The organism is Kitasatospora sp. NPDC001225, assembly GCF_053597855.1.
In genome coordinates this window covers 1-17,239 of sequence record NZ_JBSFJC010000154.1, presented here as the reverse complement: position 1 = coordinate 17,239, position 17,239 = coordinate 1, and the positions used below count along the sequence as shown (strand labels likewise).

Annotated in this window: 19 protein-coding genes; 10 read left to right on the top strand and 9 right to left on the bottom strand. The window is 73.7% G+C overall.

Going from position 1 to position 17,239, the window contains the following annotated elements; translation table 11 throughout:
- Positions 1-88: 88 nt before the first annotated feature.
- Positions 89-874: a helix-turn-helix domain-containing protein gene (locus tag ACWDCZ_RS33770; protein WP_449817843.1), complete on the bottom strand. Its 786-nt coding sequence runs from the start codon at positions 872-874 to the stop codon at positions 89-91.
- Positions 875-893: 19 nt separating this feature from the next.
- Positions 894-1,169 carry a hypothetical protein gene (locus tag ACWDCZ_RS33765; RefSeq protein ID WP_117485175.1) on the bottom strand — a complete coding sequence of 92 codons (276 nt, stop codon included), beginning with the start codon at positions 1,167-1,169 and terminating at the stop codon, positions 894-896.
- 758 nt (positions 1,170-1,927) lie between these two features.
- Here ACWDCZ_RS33765 and ACWDCZ_RS33760 point away from each other — a divergent pair.
- The 5 genes from ACWDCZ_RS33760 to ACWDCZ_RS33740 all read left to right on the top strand — a co-directional run bounded on the left by ACWDCZ_RS33760 (position 1,928) and on the right by ACWDCZ_RS33740 (position 5,387).
- On the top strand, positions 1,928-2,365 hold the full coding sequence (locus ACWDCZ_RS33760) for a hypothetical protein (RefSeq protein WP_375874347.1): 438 nt from the start codon (positions 1,928-1,930) through the stop codon (positions 2,363-2,365).
- Between the two features lie 4 nt (positions 2,366-2,369).
- Positions 2,370-2,747, top strand: coding sequence for a hypothetical protein (locus ACWDCZ_RS33755; RefSeq protein WP_449817842.1), 378 nt, complete (start codon positions 2,370-2,372; stop codon positions 2,745-2,747).
- A 63-nt stretch (positions 2,748-2,810) separates the two neighbouring features.
- The gene (locus ACWDCZ_RS33750; RefSeq protein WP_449817841.1) at positions 2,811-4,082 is read left to right on the top strand and encodes a S1 family peptidase; all 1,272 of its coding nucleotides are present in this window, start codon (positions 2,811-2,813) and stop codon (positions 4,080-4,082) included.
- A gap of 269 nt (positions 4,083-4,351) precedes the next feature.
- Positions 4,352-5,287 (top strand): helix-turn-helix domain-containing protein, encoded by a 936-nt coding sequence (locus tag ACWDCZ_RS33745; protein ID WP_449817840.1) that lies wholly within the window; start codon positions 4,352-4,354, stop codon positions 5,285-5,287.
- Entirely contained in the window at positions 5,250-5,387 is a 138-nt protein-coding gene (locus ACWDCZ_RS33740) for a DUF397 domain-containing protein (RefSeq protein ID WP_449817839.1), read from the top strand. Before ACWDCZ_RS33745 ends, ACWDCZ_RS33740 begins: the two co-directional genes overlap by 38 nt.
- 70 nt (positions 5,388-5,457) lie before the next feature.
- Here ACWDCZ_RS33740 and ACWDCZ_RS33735 read toward each other — a convergent pair whose 3' ends face one another.
- The 3 genes from ACWDCZ_RS33735 to ACWDCZ_RS33725 all read right to left on the bottom strand — a co-directional run bounded on the left by ACWDCZ_RS33735 (position 5,458) and on the right by ACWDCZ_RS33725 (position 8,020).
- The gene (locus ACWDCZ_RS33735; protein ID WP_449817838.1) at positions 5,458-5,685 is read right to left on the bottom strand and encodes a holin; all 228 of its coding nucleotides are present in this window, start codon (positions 5,683-5,685) and stop codon (positions 5,458-5,460) included.
- A 300-nt stretch (positions 5,686-5,985) separates the two neighbouring features.
- Complete coding sequence (locus ACWDCZ_RS33730; protein ID WP_449812868.1) at positions 5,986-7,011, bottom strand: questin oxidase family protein; 1,026 nt, start codon at positions 7,009-7,011, stop codon at positions 5,986-5,988.
- 109 nt (positions 7,012-7,120) lie between these two features.
- On the bottom strand, positions 7,121-8,020 hold the full coding sequence (locus ACWDCZ_RS33725; protein WP_449817837.1) for a DUF1963 domain-containing protein: 900 nt from the start codon (positions 8,018-8,020) through the stop codon (positions 7,121-7,123).
- A gap of 327 nt (positions 8,021-8,347) precedes the next feature.
- Between ACWDCZ_RS33725 and ACWDCZ_RS33720 the strand changes: the two genes are divergently transcribed.
- Both ACWDCZ_RS33720 and ACWDCZ_RS33715 read left to right on the top strand, forming a co-directional pair.
- Entirely contained in the window at positions 8,348-9,946 is a 1,599-nt protein-coding gene (locus tag ACWDCZ_RS33720) for an alpha/beta fold hydrolase (RefSeq protein ID WP_449817836.1), read from the top strand.
- Between the two features lie 194 nt (positions 9,947-10,140).
- Positions 10,141-10,905, top strand: a complete 765-nt coding sequence (locus tag ACWDCZ_RS33715) for a hypothetical protein (protein ID WP_449817835.1) — start codon at positions 10,141-10,143, stop codon at positions 10,903-10,905.
- A 293-nt stretch (positions 10,906-11,198) separates the two neighbouring features.
- On the opposite strand, the gene ACWDCZ_RS33710 is transcribed toward ACWDCZ_RS33715, so the two are convergent.
- Together ACWDCZ_RS33710 and ACWDCZ_RS33705 are read right to left on the bottom strand one after the other, a co-directional pair.
- Positions 11,199-11,729, bottom strand: a complete 531-nt coding sequence (locus tag ACWDCZ_RS33710) for a cupin domain-containing protein (RefSeq protein ID WP_449817834.1) — start codon at positions 11,727-11,729, stop codon at positions 11,199-11,201.
- Positions 11,730-11,856: 127 nt separating this feature from the next.
- On the bottom strand, positions 11,857-12,321 hold the full coding sequence (locus ACWDCZ_RS33705; RefSeq protein ID WP_049653576.1) for a MarR family transcriptional regulator: 465 nt from the start codon (positions 12,319-12,321) through the stop codon (positions 11,857-11,859).
- Between the two features lie 125 nt (positions 12,322-12,446).
- Here ACWDCZ_RS33705 and ACWDCZ_RS33700 point away from each other — a divergent pair, with 125 nt between their 5' ends.
- The gene (locus ACWDCZ_RS33700) at positions 12,447-13,955 is read left to right on the top strand and encodes an alpha/beta hydrolase (RefSeq protein ID WP_049653585.1); all 1,509 of its coding nucleotides are present in this window, start codon (positions 12,447-12,449) and stop codon (positions 13,953-13,955) included.
- A gap of 10 nt (positions 13,956-13,965) precedes the next feature.
- On the opposite strand, the gene ACWDCZ_RS33695 is transcribed toward ACWDCZ_RS33700, so the two are convergent.
- The gene (locus ACWDCZ_RS33695) at positions 13,966-15,150 is read right to left on the bottom strand and encodes a helix-turn-helix domain-containing protein (RefSeq protein WP_449817833.1); all 1,185 of its coding nucleotides are present in this window, start codon (positions 15,148-15,150) and stop codon (positions 13,966-13,968) included.
- Positions 15,151-15,241: 91 nt separating this feature from the next.
- Here ACWDCZ_RS33695 and ACWDCZ_RS33690 point away from each other — a divergent pair, with 91 nt between their 5' ends.
- Positions 15,242-15,403 carry a hypothetical protein gene (locus ACWDCZ_RS33690; protein WP_159028502.1) on the top strand — a complete coding sequence of 54 codons (162 nt, stop codon included), beginning with the start codon at positions 15,242-15,244 and terminating at the stop codon, positions 15,401-15,403.
- On the opposite strand, the gene ACWDCZ_RS33685 is transcribed toward ACWDCZ_RS33690, so the two are convergent.
- Positions 15,400-16,281 (bottom strand): LysR family transcriptional regulator, encoded by an 882-nt coding sequence (locus ACWDCZ_RS33685; RefSeq protein ID WP_449817832.1) that lies wholly within the window; start codon positions 16,279-16,281, stop codon positions 15,400-15,402. The genes ACWDCZ_RS33690 and ACWDCZ_RS33685 overlap by 4 nt on opposite strands.
- Positions 16,282-16,352: 71 nt before the next feature.
- On the opposite strand from ACWDCZ_RS33685, the gene ACWDCZ_RS33680 reads away from it, so the two are divergent.
- Positions 16,353-17,156 carry an NAD(P)-dependent oxidoreductase gene (locus tag ACWDCZ_RS33680; RefSeq protein ID WP_449817831.1) on the top strand — a complete coding sequence of 268 codons (804 nt, stop codon included), beginning with the start codon at positions 16,353-16,355 and terminating at the stop codon, positions 17,154-17,156.
- The last annotated feature ends 83 nt before the right edge of the window (positions 17,157-17,239 follow it).

The following is a 17,239-nucleotide window of genomic DNA, read 5'->3' as shown; positions in this document are numbered from 1 at the left end:
CTCGGGCAGCGCTTCGGACAGGTCGACCCACCCCGCCCGGATCACCGGCCGCCACGACGCGGGTGGCGCGTCCCGGCCGCGGACCGGGTCACACGAGCACCGGCGGGTTGTCGTCGGTGCCTCCGCGGCCCGCCGCGCCGGAGTGGCCGGGGCCCTCGTCGCGGTCGGCGGCCAGGTTGGTGCGCAGGGTCATCCAGAGCCGGAACAGGATGTCCGTCGACGTCCCGGCGCTGGAGGACTGCATGGCCCGGGTGAACTCGCTCTGGTACGTGCGCGAGTTCACCGGGAACGGGGTGCGGGCGTTGTTCGTCCGGTCCCAGGCCGCCGCCCACAGGGCGCGGCGGGCCTCCCGGACCCCGCAGACCTCCATGTAGGCGAGGAAGACGGGTTTGCGCAGCGGGGCCTCGCCCTTGAGGACCAGGGCCAGCGTGCTGGAGGGCAGGCGCCCGCCCCGGTCGCGGGCCCGGCGGTCCAGTTCCCGCAGGGAGGGCCAGTCGGCCTTGCGGCGCATCTCGTGCATCGCCCGGCGCAGGTCGGCGAAGGAGTCGACCTGCTGGGGGTCGACCCGCCTCGGCGCGCGCAGCCGCCGGCTCCCCGAGGGGCGGGGCACGTGGGCCCAGTAGTTGGCGTGGACCCACTTGCGCCGGGCCGTCTTGAGGTCGCCACCGCATTCGCTGGTGACGGCCTCGACGACCTTCCAGCTCGGCAGGGAGCGTCCGCTGGCGGCCCGTTGCAGGGTGGTGGCGTGGTAGTTGGTCCGAACGGCGAGCTGACTGTACGTCAACCCGGCCTGCTCGCGCTGCTCGCGCAGCCAGGCGGCCAGTCGGCTCAGCGCCGGTTCGGTCGTCTCGATCGGGTTCTCTCGGCGTCCCATCGCAGGCAGGCGCTCTCCCCTAGGCCCGTCCCCTTTGCATCCTGGAGGCCAACAGCCAGCCCCCGGTGGTCAGTTCGAGCGCCACTCCGGCCGACATGCCGGTCGCCACCAGGGCGGCGGTGAGCGCGACCGTCAGGACGACCACGACGATCACCACGGCCACCTGACCGGCGGTCACGGCCGTCACGGACGACTGTCCGGCCACGAACGGCCAGGGCAGGGCCGGGCGGCGCGCGGGCCTCGGGACGCCGTCCGCGCAGGGGATGGGGACGCGCTTGTTCCGCTTCCTCGTCATCGAGGGAACCCTCCTATATCACTGTCCACTCCAACGGGTGGGCACTTGTGCGGTTGGCGTCGCACGGGGTGCCCGTCGGATGACACTCTGTCAGGCATATGGGTGAATCCCAATCGGTTCCGCGAACATCGCGTCGATTGATGCGCGACAGTCCCGGCCCCTACCTGAAATCTTGCGAACGCCGTACCAGGAAGCCGCAGTTCAGCGAATCGAAACCGGATTTTGATGCGCCTTTGTGCAGCGCGCCCTTGTAAGCCGTCCTGGCCGGGTGTGACGATTGACAGCGGCGTCACCCGGACCTGCGGGTCCGGAACCCGGGGGGCGCTGTTCACTCCAACATTCTCGGGAACATCGGCAGCGGGCCGTGTTGGCGCATGGGCCCGCCCGAACAGCAGAGACCGCCCGGCCCCGGTGGCCCGAGGCGGTCTCTCTGCACTCCGGCGGTGGCGGGCGCTCCACTTGTGACGAGCCCGCCACCACCCTTCCCCCCGGCCCTCGCATCCCCCGCCCTGCGCGGGGCCCCCGTAGCGGAGGACTGTCCTCCTGAAATCATGCGCGTGGTACGGGAGTTCACTGATGCGCCGTTCATCGGTTGTCTACCGGGGAGCCCGGCGGGGGGTTCCCGCAGCCGTGGTGACCAGGGTGTCGACAGGACGTTGACCGCTTGTCTGCGGGAGTCCACGAGCGTGGTCCTGGTCCGGTCACGGACTCGGCGGCCGCCAGGTGGGGCCGCCGGCAGACGACCCTGGAGGACTCGCATGTCCCGTATTCCCCTTCGCACCCGTGCCGCCGCCGTCGCGGCCCTGGTGACGGCCGTCGCCCTGCCCCTCGCGGGCACGGCCACCGCCTCGGCGGCGGTGCCCGCCGGCGTCCAGAGCGTCCAGAGCGCGCCGAACTCGACGCTGGCGGCGGACGCGCCCACGACCTGGGCCGAGAAGAACGGCGGCTACGTCCAGATCAACTGGACCCCGCCGAACAACGTCGGCAAGTACGACTGGATCGGCCTCTACAAGCGCGACCCGAACGCCATCGGCATCGACAACTACGAGACCTGGCAGTGGGCCTACAACCACGGCACCTCGTACCTGACCAGCGTCCCGGCGGTCAGCGGCGACTACTGGACGGCCTACATCTCCTACGACTACGCCTCCAGCCAGTACCGCATCATCGAGTCCCACCGCTCCCACATCGACTGAGCCGATGGCCCTGTCGACGAAGGCGGCGGCGCTGGCCCTCGCCCTGCTGGCCGCCGCGGCGGCGGCCCAGTCCACGCCGAGCACCTGGGCCGCCGCCGTCCACGTGAAGGAGACCCAGGTCGTCACGATCGGCTGGAACTACAACGGCAACCCGGTCGGGAAGTACGACTGGGTCGGGCTGTACAACTGCGACCCGGACAAGTGCGGCGTGAACTCCTACGTCTCGGGCGCCTGGCAGTGGGCCTCGTACGGCACCTCGTACACCTTCACCAGGGAGCTCACCGACTCGCTGATCGGCGCGTACTGGACCGGCTACGTCTCCTACGACTACGCCTCCGGCCAGTACCGGCTGATGTCCTCGCAGATGAACATCCTCGCCTGAGCGGTGGCCCGGCGCCCGCTCCCCCTCCACCCACCACGTTCGATCCGCACGAAGGAGAAGACCATGAAGGTCTCCAGGAAGACCCTCGCCAGGGCCGGAACCGCGCTCCTGCTCGCCGGGGTGACCCTGGCACCGACCGCGGCCCAGAGCCCGGCCGTGGCCTCGGCCACCGGAACCGTCGCCTTGACGCCCCCGGCCGCCCCGGGAGGCGCCGCCCACGCGCTGGCGAAGCAACTCGGGCTCCCCGAGCAGCAGGTGGCGCAGCGCCTCGCCGCGCAGGACGGGCTGTCGAAGACCGCCCGGGCGTTCCGCGACAGCCAGGGCGACAAGGCCGCGGGCGTGTGGCTCGACGTGATGAAGGGCGAGGTCCACGCCAACGTGCTGGACGACGAGGGGGAGCGCGCGGCCCGGGCCGCCGGCATCATCCCGCAGCGCGCCGCCTACACCACCGCCGAACTCCGGGACGTGCACGAGCGGCTCAACGCGGCCTCGGAGAAGAAGCTGACGCCGGGCGACAGCTCCTGGTCCCTGGACACCGAGGCCGACCGCGTCACACTCGACGTGCCGGCCGGAACGGACACCGAGGCGCTGCTGCGGACGGCCGGCATCACCGGCCCCGACCGCGCGAAGGTCAGCGTCACCACCCACCAGGGGACCGCCTACGCCCGGACCGGCCTGGTCGGGGGCGACGGCCTGCGGGACGAGGCCGACACCGGCACCTGCTCGGCCGGAATCATGATCAAGCAGGCCGGGGTGACCTACCTGGTGACCGCCGGCCACTGCTGGCTGGGGCAGTCGAACCCGACGGTCCGGCGCGACGACAGCTGGCGGGACAACCAGGGCAACACCCGGATCGGCCGCATCCTCGACCGGCAGTTCCCCGCCTCGGACTACGCGCTGATCGCGATGGACAACCCGCGGGGCTGGACCCCCGGCGGGCGCGCGGTCAAGACGTCCAACGGCTACAACCTCTACAACGACTACATCCGCAGCGCGGACAACGAGATAGTCGACGGCGGGGAGATCTGCGCCTCGGGCGTGACAAGCGGCTGGCGGTGCGGCAAGTTCAAGGACGGCGTCTCCACCTACACCACGGAAAGGAGGCTGCCGAACGGGCAGACGGAGACGTACACCTCGTACAACCAGGTCAAGGTCCTCGGCATGAAGTCCGAAGGCGGTGACAGCGGAGGGGCCGCCCTCTACGGCAGCCTCGCCGTCGGCACGGTGACCGGCGGCTCGACCGGCAACTCGATAGATCCCTACACCTACATCCAGCCGCTCTCCAGGATCGCGCGGGACCTCGGCCCCATCTCCACGGTCGACTGGAACCAGTGACCACCCCACGGCGCAGGTGAGGAACGCGAGCCCTCTCTGTGCGGGAAGCCGGCCCGACCGGCTTCCCGCACACGCCTGTCGGGGCCGAGCCCGTCCCGTCCGGACAGCGGACGGCGGCAAGGGCGCACGCCGGGGGCGCGCGCCATGACGCTGCGCAAGCAAAAGGCCGCATTCCGGTATCAACCGTAGGACGCCGAGGCTACGGTGACGATCACATCGGAGTGCGGAGCCCGCAGTACCTGAGGGGATTTGGGATGCCACATCGGCGTTTGGAGAACGGTCTCACGTCGAACCCGGCCGTGATGTTCGGTGAAGCGCTCCGCTTCGCGCGCGATTTGGCGGGCTACACGCAGGAAGGACTGGGCAAACTCCTGCACTGCCACCGAACGGTGATCACCCGGTACGAGAGCGGCAAGCGCTCGATGCCGAGGGACACCGTCGAACGAGCCGACGAGCTGCTCGGCATGAGGGGCCTGCTGGTGCGGCTCTGGGAGCGGGTGGACTGGCATGCGGACATCGAGCACCCCGACTGGTTCCAGAAGTACGTCGATCTGGAAGCGGAAGCCGTGGCCGCCCGGGTGCTCCAGTACATGCGGATCAACGGGCTGCTTCAGTGCAAGGAGTACGCCTACGAGATCTTTCGCCTCGGCGAGGCCCGGAACAACCCGGAGTGGCTGGCCGAACGGGTGGCGACTCGGCTGGGTCGGCAGGACCGCTACCTGGTCGACGACGGACCGTCAATGATCGTCGTCCTCCACGAGAGCGCGATCCGCAGCGTCATCGGCGGACCGGGCACCATGAGAAGGCAGATGGAGCACCTTCTCTCCGTCGGGGAACGGTCCAACGTTCTGATCCAGGTAGCGCCGTTCGCCTGCAGGACGCGGAAGCTGCCGACCACATCGGTGGTGCTGCTGGAGCTGCCCGACGGGAAGGAGTGGGTCTACTCGGAGAGCCTGTACCGGGGGCACTTCAGCGACGCCCCTTCGATCGTGCAGGAGGCCCGCCGGGACTTCGACCTTGTCCGCGGGTCTGTACTCTCAGTCGACGACTCCCATGCCCTCATGACCGAAGTAACGGAGGAGTACCGGTATGCAGAACGCCGATCCGAGCGGGGCGCAGTGGCGCAAGAGCAGCTACAGCGGGGACAACGCGGGCGAGTGCATCGAGGTGGCCCCCGGGTTCCCCGGTCTCGTTCCCGTGCGTGACTCCAAGGACCCCCACGGCCCGGCCCTCCTCTTCCCGGCCGCCGCCTGGGACTCCTTCATCACCGCGATCCGGGGGGACGAGTTCCCGATCGGCAGCTGACTGGACGTCAATGACGTTGCAGGGGGCGGGGTGCCGGATGGCGCCCCGCCCCTCTCCTATGCCGGCCCGGCTACTCGCGGCTGCTGCGGCCCAGCAGGGCGGCCGAGTCCGGGTCGCCGATGCGGGTGGCCACCGCGCCCTTGAGCACGGTCAGGGCCGCCGGCAGCGCCGCGACCGCCGCCGCCTTGAGCGAGCCGATCGATGTGAGGTCGAACTTGTCGGCCAGCAGCAGGCCGAGGAACGCCACGGCGTACGTGGCGACGGTGCGCTCGACCAGGTCGATGATGAGCTTCCGCATGGTCAGGACTCCTTCGCGGTGAAGGTGGTGGGGTGCGCGGTTGCGGAGCACCCGGTGGCGGCGCCGTTCTTCGGAGGGCATGCCGTCCTGCGGGACTGCGGCGGGGTTGCCGGAAGCGGCCCTGGGGGCGGGGCCGTCGGGGCCGTCGGTGTCGGAGCGGTCGGAGGGGTCGACGGGGCCAGAGGGTCGGAGGGCATGCGCCATCGGGGAGTTGCCGCCCCGGTGTACACGTTCAAGCCGCCGGATCCGACGACGCGCCCCGGTACCGATTTCCTTTCCGCGTCCGGCCCCGTGCCCGCCTCACCCCAGCGGGGCGCTCAGCTCCACGGCGCGCAGCGCCGCCGCCAGGGCGGGGGCGTCGCCGACGTCGAGGGCGGTGTCCGCCAGCTTGATCACGTGCTCGTCGCCGTGCGCCAGGGCCCGTTCGAAGACCTCCTCGGGGGTGAGGGTGCCCGGCGGGGTGCAGGCCGCCGGCTCGGTCGGCGCGTACATCGCGGTGACGGCCGCCGACGCCGTCCAGGCCGCCCGCAGGCCGGCCGGCCACAGGTCCGGCGGGAGCGCGGGCAGGGCGCGCAGCACGGCGTTGGGCGCGGTGGCGGCGTGGACGAGCATGGTCTCCTCGCCGTGCCCGTAGGCGGCGTAGCGGTGGGTCGCCGCCCGGACCAGTTCCGCGAGGCGGTCGGCCGCCTCCTGCGGCCGCGTGACCCCGGCCGCCCACGCCGGCAGGGCGGTGACGCGGTCGAGCCGGGCGGGGAAGCCGCCGTCCTGGAGGGCGATGGGCGGCACCGCGTCGAGGGCGGCGGCCGCGCCGGACAGCACGCCGGGCAGCGTGGCGAGGGCGGCGACGGGCCGGTGGCGGGCGGCCCAGTAGCCGAGGCCGTGGGCGAGTTCGGCCAGCCGGGGCCCGGTGGCCTCGCCGCCGGACAGCAGGGTGCGCACGGCGTGCCCCACCCGGATCACCGGGTGCGTCGAGCCGCCGTACAGGCCGGGCAGCAGCCGGGGCCACCAGCGGGCGAGCACCTCGCGCCAGGGGTGGTCGGCGAGTTGGCGCTCGAAGTGGTCGATCCAGTCGGCCACGCGGCTCGGATCGCCGAGCGCCGCACGCCAGTTGGCGTCCGTGACCGGCTCGACGCGCGGCGGGAAGTCCTCCAGCTTGCGCGCGTACAGGTCGAGCCAGCGGTGCACCGACCGCGCCTGTCCGTGGGCGGCGAGGGCCTCGACGGCCATCGGCGCGTGGTTGGTGAGCCGTCCGAGCCGCTCGGGCCCGGAGGCGTGCAGTCGTTGGAGCGCCTCGTCCAGAATGCCTGTCGTGTCCGTCGTATCCACGGCAAGGACCGTAGGCGGGACGCCACGGACGGCGTAACGGGCCGAAGACCTAGGCCCGGCGAAGGGCTCCGGCCTGCCCGTCCGCCCCCGGCGGGCAGGCGGCGGCGCCTCAGGAGCAGTCCCAGTGGTGGTCCACCGGGCGGTCCGGGCAGGACCGGCACTCGAAGACGTACACCCCGCCCGCGTCCCCGATCATCAGCCCGGCGGGGCTGTGCGCCCCGCGGCCGCCGTCGGCGTCCCGGCGCTCCTCGCCGGTCTCGTCGTCCCGGTCCTCCAGCGGGAGCCAGGTGCGGTACGACTGACCGTCGTACTCCCAGCTGCTCACCGTCAGGAGGTGCTCCATCGTCCGCCCGCAGGTCGGGCAGTCCGGCCAGCAGGGCTCCTGGGTCCAGCCCGGGTACCCTCCGAGCTTGATCCCCGGCGCCTCGGCCAGGTGGTAGCCGTACCGCAGGCCGGTACGGGCCCGCAGTTCCTCCATCCGCACGCGCAGTTCCGGGCCCAGGTCCTCCGGCATGTCCCAGCTCGGGTAGTCGACCACCGGCTCGGGGTGCAGGACGCACGGTGCCGGGATGCTGTCCTTCGGCGCGGTGCCCACGGTCGGCGGCACGGCGGCGAGGGCCGGTCCGACCTCCTCGGAGCTCCGCCAGCGCACCAGGGGCGTCGCGGTCGGGCAGCGGCCGATGATGAACGGACACCAGAGCACCTGGAGCAGGTCCGTCCCGGCGGGGAAGGCGAGTTGGGGCACGTCCCATCGGTGGATCTGGACGACGGGGACGAGCGGCACCGGCCCCTCCGCGGCGGGCCCGCCCCACTCCCCCGGGTGGCTGGTGCTCGGGCACAGCGGCCACGGCTCGTCGGCGGGCCACAGCGGCGGCCCGCCGACCGAGCTCTCGGCCGCGGACGGGCTGCCGGCGCGCGGGTGGAGGCGTACGGCGTCGCGGCGCAGCGGTACCAGTTCGGGGAACAGCTGCTCCAGGTCCACGGCGCGCTTCGGGGTGGTGCGGGTCATCGTCGTCTCCATCGGGCGGTGCTCGGGCGGGCACCGCGTACCCGCCGACGGCATCACCGTAGGACACGCCACCGACAGCGGCCTCGCCCGCCGTCCGGCCCGCCCGGCGACGGCGGGCCGGACGGGAGCACCTCCACTTCGGGCGGGCGGGGATGTCAATGCCGTTGACACTGACCATCCGGTCCCCGGCGTCCGTTTTTTGACGTACCGTCAGCTCGCACAGGTGCAGGTGTCCTCCGTAGACACGGCCGCCGGTACCGCGATCGTCGTCACGACCCCTGCCTTCGCCACGGCCCGCGCCGGGCCCCGCACCGCCGAGGAGACGTCATGAGCGAACCACGCCCCCGCACCGCCGAGCCACACCGCACCGAACCACGCCCCGCCGGGCCGCGCGCCCGCCGCCGCACCCTCGCGGCCGGCCTCGCCCTCGCCGCCGCCCTGACCACGGCCGCCCAGGCCGTCCCCACCCAGGCCGCCACCACCCAGGCGCTCGACCGCTACTACCAGCAGCGCCCCGACTGGCACAGCTGCGTCCAGGGCCCGGACGACCAGGTGGGCGCCGACCTGGAGAAGGCCGGCGCCCGCTGCGCGGAGGTCACCGTGCCGCTCGACTACGGCGACCCCGGCGGACGCACCGTCACCCTCGCGCTCTCCCGGATCAAGGCCACCGACACCCGCCACCGGATCGGCACGCTGCTGCTGAACGACGGCGGCCCCGGCAGTCCGACGCTCGGCGCGCCGACGAGGGTGCACGCCGCGTTGAAGGACACCGCCGCCCGCTTCGACATCGTCGGGCTGGACCAGCGTTTCGCCGGCCGCAGCGCCCCCCTCGACTGCGACTGGCCGATCGGCTACAACATCACCTCCGCCGGGACCACCCGGGCCTCCTTCGAGCGCCAGGTCGCCTTCCAGCGGGACCTCGCGGCCCGGTGCCGTTCGGCGGCCGGGGACCTGCTGCCGCACGCGAGCACCCGCGACGCGGCCCGGGACATGGACGTGGTGCGGGGCGCGCTCGGCGAGCGGCGGATCTCCTACCTCGGCCTCTCGTACGGCACCTACCTGGGCACGGTGTACAGCCAGATGTTCCCCGGCCGCTTCGACCGGGTGGTCCTGGACGGCGCGCTGGCCCCGGACCACGTCGGGCCGGAGCTGCTCCCCAACATGGTGCGGGCGAACGAGCGGGCGTTCGCCGACTGGGCGGACTGGGCGGCGCGGCGCAACGACACCTACGGGCTGGGCCGCACCCGCGAGGAGGTGGTCGCCGGGGTGCTGCGGACGGTCGGGACGGCCTCGGCGCGCCCGCTCGTCCTCGGCACCGGCACGGACGCCTTCGAACTCGACGACACCCGGGTGCCGCTGCTGGTGTTCGGGAACCTCCAGGGCGACTCCGACGCGGAACGGGCGGGCCTCGCCGAGCTGATGGCGGTGCTCGCCGAGGCCGCGGCGGGCCGGCCGGTCACCCCCTCGGCCGAGACCACCGCCCTGCTGCGCTTCCTGTTCACCCCGCAGGGCTCGCAGGCCGGCAGCGTCTCCCAGGCCATCCTGTGCGCGGACGGTACGGCGCCGCGCGATCCCGAGGAGTACTGGCGCCGGATCGAGCGCGACCGCGCCCGCTACCCGCTGTCCGGCCCGCTGCTCGACAACATCTCCCCGTGCGCCTTCCTGGACGCCCCGCGCGAGGCGCCCACCGAGGTGCGCCGCGACGCCCGGGCGCTGATCCTCTCCGCCACCGGCGACCCGCGCGCCCCCTACCGGGACGGCGTCGCCCTGCACGGGCTGCTGCCCAGCTCCCGGCTGCTGACCCTGCGGGGCGCCGACCAGCACGGGCTGTACGGGACGTACGGCAACGCGTGCGTGGACGACACGGTCAACGCCTACCTGGCGGGCGGGCGCCTGCCGGAGGCCGACGTGACCTGCACCAAGTAGCGGCAGCGTCCCGCCGCCGTCCGCACGCGGTCCGGGCGGCGGCGGACGGCGTGCGTTCGCGCTCGCGCTCGTGCTCGCGCTCGGCAACGGCTCGGGCACGCTGGGGAGTTGAGTACGGGGGCGGATTGCGGGCCGCGGCGCGGGCGGGCCAGGGTGTGGGCGCGGACGCGCGCGACCCGAGAGGATCCCTGCCGGTGAAGAAGCTGCTCAAGGACGTGGCGACGAGCCTCGTGTACCTCGTCGTCATGCTGGTGAACCCGCTCCTCAACGGCGTGCAGTCGCTGCGGGCGCACCACTGGCCGACCGAGCGGCGCAAGCTCAGGCTGATCGGTTCACCGACGGCGCGGGCGGCCCGGGCGGCGGAGCGGGAGCGGATCCGGGGGCTGGTCGAGGCGCTGGGAGCGGTGGAGGGGGTCGAGCACCTGCTGACCCAAGTACTGGACCAGTCCACCCGCCCGTCCACCTACGGCCTGGACCACCCCCGGGACACCCTGCTGGTCTGCCGCATCCACGCCCGCGCCTACTTCGTCGTCCGGGAGGACGTCCTCGACGTCCTGCGGCGGATCGAGGCGGCGAACGTGGCCGAGTGGCAGGCCAACGGGCAGGGGCCGGACCCGCACGGGAGCCTGGAGCACGCGCTGCGCTGGTACCGCGACGGCGGCGTCGACGCCAACGGCTGGCGGATGGACCCCCCTTGCCTGTCCAGCCCCGGCGCGAAGCTGACCTGGGACCGGCCCGGCATCCCGCCCCGGGACCCGATCCCGGCGGGCCCGTACCCCAACCGGCTCTTCGTGCTGGAGCAGACCCCGCCGGACGCGGACGCGGCGCGACTGCTGGACGAGGCCCGTGCGGACGGGCGGGGCGTGGTCCTGGAGCTGGCCTTCGGCGCGGGCTGGGTCGACTACTGCCAGTACCACAAGGTGGCGCGCGGCGGCTTCGCGGGGCGCGGGCGGCTCTGAGCGGGGGGTGCCCGGTGGGGCCGGGGCGCCCGGACGGCCTCTCCGGGCCCGTCCGGGCGCCCTCACCCGCTCACCGGCTCACCCGTTCAGCCGCGTTTCAGCACTGGGGGCGGCGGCCGTGGTTGGCCCCGTGCTTGGCCCTGGCCTTCTTCTTGCGGCGGCGCTTCGACGACATGGCCACTCCTCTCGCAGCCGGGACTTCCGGTCTTCCACCGTTCCACACCCGGGCGGACCCGGCCCGTCGAGCGCCCCGGCCCGTCGAGGACCCGGCCCGTCGAGCCGCCCCGCGGGTCTCAGGCGCCGTCGCCCGCCAGGGCCGCGCGCCAGGCGGGGCTGTCGACGTAGTGGTTGTCGAAGCGCTCGGACGAGGCCGCGATCGCCCCCGGCGCGGTCTCGCCGCGCATGACGCTGCCCAGCAGGCGCAGGTAGTCGAAGCGGTCCATGCCGGGCGCGAACACGCACAGCACGTCGGCCTCGGAGCCCGGGGCGGCGGCGAAGGCGTGCGGGGTGTGCGGGGGCACGGCCAGGAAGTCGCCCGCGCCCAGCACGGTGACCTCCTCGCCGACCAGCACCCGCAGCGAGCCGCCGATCACGAAGAACAGCTCCCAGGCCCGGGTGTGGAAGTGCGCGGGCGCCCCGGGGGCGCCGGCGGCGAAGGTGGAGCGGTAGACGGTGAAGCCGCCCTCGCCCGGGGCCGAGTCGGCGAGCAGCGTCATGGTGGAGCTCGGGTCGGCGCAGATCTCGGCCTCGGCGCAGCGGGTCAGCACGGGGGCGGTGGCGGTGGTGGCGGGGGCGGCGGGGGCGGTGTTCCTCGTCGTCGTCATGTGACCAACCTATGGCCGGAAAGACCCACGATCAGGTGGCAATCAGCGACCGTTTCCATGGGTCAATTTCCTCCTGCCGACCCGCCTCCCCCGCGTCCTCGGCCTCCCCCGTGCCGCCCGGGCGCCGTCAGTCGGGGAGGTTCCCGTTGCCGCCCAGGTTCGCCACCATCCGGCGCAGCACATTGATCGTGGTCACGAACTCCTCGGTGCCGATGCCCTCGTGGGCGCGTTCACTGACCGCCAGGTTGCGCTCGCGGGCGCGCAGGCGGCCGGCCTCGCCCTCCTCGGTCAGGGTGAACGCCCCGTCGGCGTCCTCGGTCAGCCAGCCGCGGGCGATCAGGTCGTCGAAGACGGCGTCGAAGGCGGTGCCCTGGTCGTCGTACGGGGCGAGCCGCTCGGCCAGGGTCGTGCGGGTCCACCCGCCGGGCCGGCCGGCGGCGTGGTTGAGCGTCCACCAGTGCGGCTGGGTGAGGCCTTCCACCGCGAGCTGCACGCGCAGGCCGTCCACCACCAGGCGGCGGAAGAGCTCGCCGGTCCACGCCCCGATGGGCTGGGCGGCGATGGTCTGCGGTTCGTAGGTCTTGATCGTCATGTCCGGTACTCCTTCACCTGGTCGTCAGGACACGGCCGACCGTAGGACCTCAAGCCGCCTTGAGGTCAAGGCAGTTCCAGGACCCTGAGCTCTGCGATGGTCAACTCCCTTCTAGGGTGGCCCACATGAAGACCGCACCGGCGCTCGCCGCCGCCCTCGCCCTGGCCGCGGCCGCCGTACTCGGCGCGGCCGCCCCCGCCTCCCCCGCGTCCTCGGCCTCCCCCGCCGCCGACCCGCTGGAGCGCTTCCACCGCCAGCCGCTCGCCTGGTCCGCCTGCCAGGACCCGCAGTTGGCTGCCGCCGGCGCCGAGTGCGCGGCCCTGACCGTCCCGCTGGACTACCGCGAGCCGCGGGGCCGCACCCTCTCCCTGGCCGTCTCCCGGATCCGCTCCGCCGACCCCGCCAAACGGCGCGGGATACTCCAGACCAACCCCGGCGGGCCCGGCGAGCGCGGGCTGGACATGCCGGCCGCGCTGCGGGAGCAGCTGGCGCCCGGGACGGCGGCGGCCTACGACCTCGTCGGCATGGACCCGCGCGGGGTCGGCGCCGGCGGCCCCAACTGCGGCCTCACGCGCGGCACCTGGCTGCGCTCGACCGGCACCGGCCAGGCCGGCTTCGAGCAGGCCTGGCGCCTGGCCAAGGCCGACGCGGACGCCTGCTGGAGCAAGTACCCGGACCTGCTGCCCCACCTGACCACCCGCAACACCGCCCGGGACGTCGACGTGCTGCGCGCCGCGCTGGGCGAGCAGCGGACCTCCTTCTTCGGGCAGTCCTACGGCGCGATGCTGGGCGCGGTGTACGCGCAGCTGTTCCCCCGGCGCGTCGACCGGCTGGTGCTGGACAGCGCCCTCGACCCGGCGCGGTACGGCATCGGGGTGTTCCAGGACATGGGCGGCGCCAACGAGCGCGCCCTCGACGACTTCGCCGCCTGGGCCGCGCCGCGCGACGCCGCCCACCACCTGGGCGCCACCCCGGCGGCGGTGCGGTCCACCGTCGAGGGCCTGGTCCGCCGGGCCGAGGCGACGCCGATCGCCGTCGACGGCTACCGGCTCGACGGCGCCCTGCTGCCGGTCCTGCTCGCGGTCTTCCAGAGCGACGACCGCGACAGCGCCGAATACGCGGACGCGCTGCGCCAGTTGCTGGACGCCGCCGACGGCCGGCCGGTACAGGCGGGCCCGGCCCTGCACCAGCTGCTGACCATGCTCCTCGCCCCGGGCCCGGAGGCCGGCGCCGGCCTGTCGTCCACGGTCGCCATCGTGTGCGACGACGTGGCGATGCCCCGCTCGGCCGCGTGGTACCGCGACGCCGTCGAACACTCCCGCGCCACCGAGCCGGTCTTCGGCCCGGTCTACAACGGCCCCGTCCCGTGCGCCTCCTGGCGCGGCGCCCCGCTGGAACCGCCGGTCGAGGTCCGCAACGCCGTCCCCGCCCTCCAACTCCACGCCACCGGCGACACCCACGCCCCCTACCAGGGCGCCCTCGCCGTCCACACCCGCCTGCCCGGCTCCCGCCTGGTCACCGTCCCCGGCCGCGTCCACACCCTCACCCTCAACGGCTACAGCCCGTGCGCGAACGCGGCGGTGGACACCTACCTGTCGACGGGGGCGCTGCCGGCAGCGGACACCGTCTGCTGAGGAAGGGCGGCTACGGACTGGTCGCCCTCCACTCGTTCAGGGCGGCCAGTCCTTTCCGGAGGTCCTCGGCCCACACGTCGTCGATGTCCTCCGGGACCGCTCGCCGCTCCGCGACCATGGCCTTCCGCAGCGCCTGGTCCAGCTCGGAACTTCCATGTTCCACAGAGGCCTTGTGAATCCGCACCAGGTGCTCGACCGGCGCGAACGAAGCCACCGCCGTCAGTACAGCCGACCGCGCCTTGCTCTCGCGGCCCTCGCCGGAGAGCCAGTGGAAGAGGTCGACAGGCTTTCGCAACCGGGCAAGCGCTCGTTCGACACCGGTGCTGTCGTAGACGCGGCGCATGGCCTCGAACTCGGCGACGAGACGCATGACGTCCCGCACGGAGTAGCCGCACGCGATACGCTCGATGAGGCGGTCCGCGGCCGCGTCCTCGTCGGCGTCCCGCAGGCAGACGACCGCCGCACGGATCCCCGTCAGACCACCCGGGCCGCCCATCTCCCACAGCACCAGTTCGGTGTCTGTTGCGGACATGAGCTGGTCGAGGGCCGCGACATCCCTCTCACGGAGCCTGAGCACGGCCCCCGCCTGCCGGATCTGGTTCTCCAGCTGGGCGATGCGGTCCAGCGCCGCGTCCCGTTCCCCGGTCAGCATGCGGGCCTCCTCCCGGCTGCGGATGCCGAGGTTCTCCAACGCGGCCTCTGCGTCCTTCCGCCGCTTGCGCTCGTCTTCGAGCTCGTTCCGGAGGTCAGCCAACTCCTGTACTGTCCGGGCACGGTGGCGGCAGAGGTCCTCGTGGGCCGTGGCAAGCTCGAACTCCCGGGCCTGGAGCGGACTGCGGACGCGCGCCGCCGCGTACATGGCCGACCGGGTCCGCGCAAGCTCGTCGGCGTCGACCGGTACACCTTCGCGCTCGGCCACCAGAAGGTGGAGCCGGGCCGCGATCTCCCGGCGGGGCACCTCCCGGCCGTTGAGGAACTTCGACAGCCGAGTGCTGTCGATGCTGATCCCGTCCCCGCTCAGCCGGTCGGCCAACTCCTCCGAGGTAAGGCCGATCCGCTCTCGCAACTCGCGCAGGCGCTCCGCACAGAGCCGCTCCGGCTCCGACAGCCGCTCGTCCAGCGGGGCCAGCCCCCTCCGCACGGGCACCCCGTGCCGGTCTCCGTGTTGCGCCGTCGGCAAGTTGCGCTCTCCCACCGCAAGTTCCGGTTGCGACCTGACGCAACCACCGTGCAGACCATTGTGATGGGCGCTGTACCGAGAAGTCGTCCCGTCCACGGAGATCCCCATGCGCCGACAGCAGCGTTCCCGTCCCCCTCGCCCGTTCCTGGAGTTCCGCGTCGGCGGCTTCCGCCTGACCCTGCAGTCCCGGCCCCGCCACCCGGCCGTGCTGCTCCTCGGCGGCCCGGCCGTCAGCGCCCTGACCGCCGTCCTCGCCGCGCGCCGTTAGCCGGCGCCCTCGCGCAGGAGGGCCGCGAAGGCCTCGGCTGCCGGGGGCACCTGCCGGCCGCGCCGCGTGACCGTGTAGACCTGCCGGACCGGGGTGTCGTCGGGGTGCAGGGGGATGAGGGCGATGCCGGGGCGGGTGACGCGGGCGGCGAGGGAGGGGATGAGGGTGATGCCCAATCCGGCGGCCACCAGGCCGAGTTTGGCGGTCCAGGCGGCGACGGTGTACTCGATGCGGGGCTGGAAGCCGCTGCGGACGCAGGCGGCGAGGAGGGTGGATTCGGCGTGGCGGCGGGCGGCGATCCAGGGTTCGTCGGCGAGTTCGGCCAGGCGCAGGCGGCGGCGCCTGGCGAGGCGGTGGCCGCGCGGGAGGGCGACGAGCACCGGGTCGTCCATGAGCGGCCGGAAGTCGAACTGCTCGCCGGCGTCGGCGGGTTCGGTGTACGAGGCGACCAGCGCGAGGTCGATCGCCCCTTCGGCGAGCAGGTCCAGCAGGTGCGCCGCCAGCCCCTCGGTGAGGCTGATCGCCACCTCCGGGTGCGCGGCGCGGAAGGCGGCGAGGGCGCCGGGCACGAGGGCGGCGTTGGCGCTGTCGAAGGCGCCGACCCGCAGGCGTCCGGCGGTGAGTTCGGTGAGGGCGACCAGGTCACGCCGGGTGGTGTCGAGCCGTTCCAGCATCGCCTCGGCGTGCGGCAGCAGCGCCCGGCCGTGCTCGGTGAGCCGCACCCCGCGTGCCAGCCGGTCGAACAGCGGTGTGCCCAACTCGGCTTCCAGGGTGGCGATCTGGCGGGAGATCGCGGACTGGGTGAAGCCCAGCCGCTCACCGGCGGCGGTGAAGGAGCCCAGGTGGGCGACGGTGCGGAAGACGTCCAGCCAAGCCATGTCCATTCCGCATGACTACCATGCTGGACATTCGCTTGTCGCCTGGCTTGCGGCTGCCTAGCGTGGCGGCCATGGAGAAGATCGCTTTTCTGGGACTGGGCCGGATGGGCCTGCCGATGGCCCGCCGACTCGCCGACGCCGGTTACCCGTTGACCGTCTGGAACCGCTCCCCCGGCCGCGCCGACGGCCTCACCGGGGCCGGGGCCACCGAGGCCGCCACCCCGGCGGAGGCCGTGCGCGGCGCGGACGTCGTCGTCACCATGCTGTCCGACCCGGCGGCCGTCGCCGAGCTGGCCGGACGGTTCACGGCCGACCTCGCCCCGGGCACCCTGTGGATCGACATGTCCTCGATCGGCCCGCGCGCCACCGCCGCCCTGCGCGCCGGACTGCCGGACGGCGTCGCCCTGGTGGACGCCCCGGTGATGGGCAGCACGGGCCCTGCGGCCACCGGCGACCTGACGGTCTTCGCGGGCGGCGAGGACGCCGACCTGGACCGCGCCCAGCCGGTCCTGGAGCACCTGGGCCGGGTACGGCGCTGCGGCGGCCCGGGCGCGGGCGCGGCGCTGAAGGTGGTGGTGATCGGCGCGATCGTCGCCTCCGTCACCGTCCTGGGCGAAGTCCTGGCGGTGGCCGATGAGTTGGACGTGCCGCAGGAGCAGGCGCGGGAGGTGCTGTCGGCCGGGCCGCTCGCGGGGGTGGCGGCCCGGGCGTTCGGCACGGGGTCGGACTTCCCGGTCCGGCTGGCCGCCAAGGACCTCGCCCTGGCGGGCGGCGGCCCGGTGCTGGCGGCGGCCCGCGAAGTGCTGCTGGCGCACCCGGAGATCGCCGAGCAGGACCTGTCGGCGGTGCCGGGGGCGCTGCGGCGCGGCCGGTAGGGCGAGGGCGGACGGCGGCCGGGCATCGACCGCCGCCCGGGTGCGCGGCGACGTGGGGGGGGGGGGGGGGGCCCCCCCCCCCG

Excerpts from the sequence above, each read along its gene's own strand:
- ACWDCZ_RS33680 (WP_449817831.1), top strand. The coding sequence starts at position 16,353 with ATGGAGAAGATCGCTTTTCTGGGACTGGGCCGGATGGGCCTGCCGATG.
- ACWDCZ_RS33710 (WP_449817834.1), bottom strand. The coding sequence starts at position 11,729 with ATGACGACGACGAGGAACACCGCCCCCGCCGCCCCCGCCACCACCGCC.
- ACWDCZ_RS33685 (WP_449817832.1), bottom strand. The coding sequence starts at position 16,281 with ATGGCTTGGCTGGACGTCTTCCGCACCGTCGCCCACCTGGGCTCCTTC.
- ACWDCZ_RS33735 (WP_449817838.1), bottom strand. The coding sequence starts at position 5,685 with ATGCGGAAGCTCATCATCGACCTGGTCGAGCGCACCGTCGCCACGTAC.
- ACWDCZ_RS33725 (WP_449817837.1), bottom strand. The coding sequence starts at position 8,020 with ATGACCCGCACCACCCCGAAGCGCGCCGTGGACCTGGAGCAGCTGTTC.
- ACWDCZ_RS33750 (WP_449817841.1), top strand. The coding sequence starts at position 2,811 with ATGAAGGTCTCCAGGAAGACCCTCGCCAGGGCCGGAACCGCGCTCCTG.
- ACWDCZ_RS33770 (WP_449817843.1), bottom strand. The coding sequence starts at position 874 with ATGGGACGCCGAGAGAACCCGATCGAGACGACCGAACCGGCGCTGAGC.
- ACWDCZ_RS33690 (WP_159028502.1), top strand. The coding sequence starts at position 15,242 with ATGCGCCGACAGCAGCGTTCCCGTCCCCCTCGCCCGTTCCTGGAGTTC.
- ACWDCZ_RS33765 (WP_117485175.1), bottom strand. The coding sequence starts at position 1,169 with ATGACGAGGAAGCGGAACAAGCGCGTCCCCATCCCCTGCGCGGACGGC.
- ACWDCZ_RS33755 (WP_449817842.1), top strand. The coding sequence starts at position 2,370 with ATGGCCCTGTCGACGAAGGCGGCGGCGCTGGCCCTCGCCCTGCTGGCC.
- ACWDCZ_RS33760 (WP_375874347.1), top strand. The coding sequence starts at position 1,928 with ATGTCCCGTATTCCCCTTCGCACCCGTGCCGCCGCCGTCGCGGCCCTG.
- ACWDCZ_RS33720 (WP_449817836.1), top strand. The coding sequence starts at position 8,348 with ATGAGCGAACCACGCCCCCGCACCGCCGAGCCACACCGCACCGAACCA.
- ACWDCZ_RS33700 (WP_049653585.1), top strand. The coding sequence starts at position 12,447 with ATGAAGACCGCACCGGCGCTCGCCGCCGCCCTCGCCCTGGCCGCGGCC.
- ACWDCZ_RS33705 (WP_049653576.1), bottom strand. The coding sequence starts at position 12,321 with ATGACGATCAAGACCTACGAACCGCAGACCATCGCCGCCCAGCCCATC.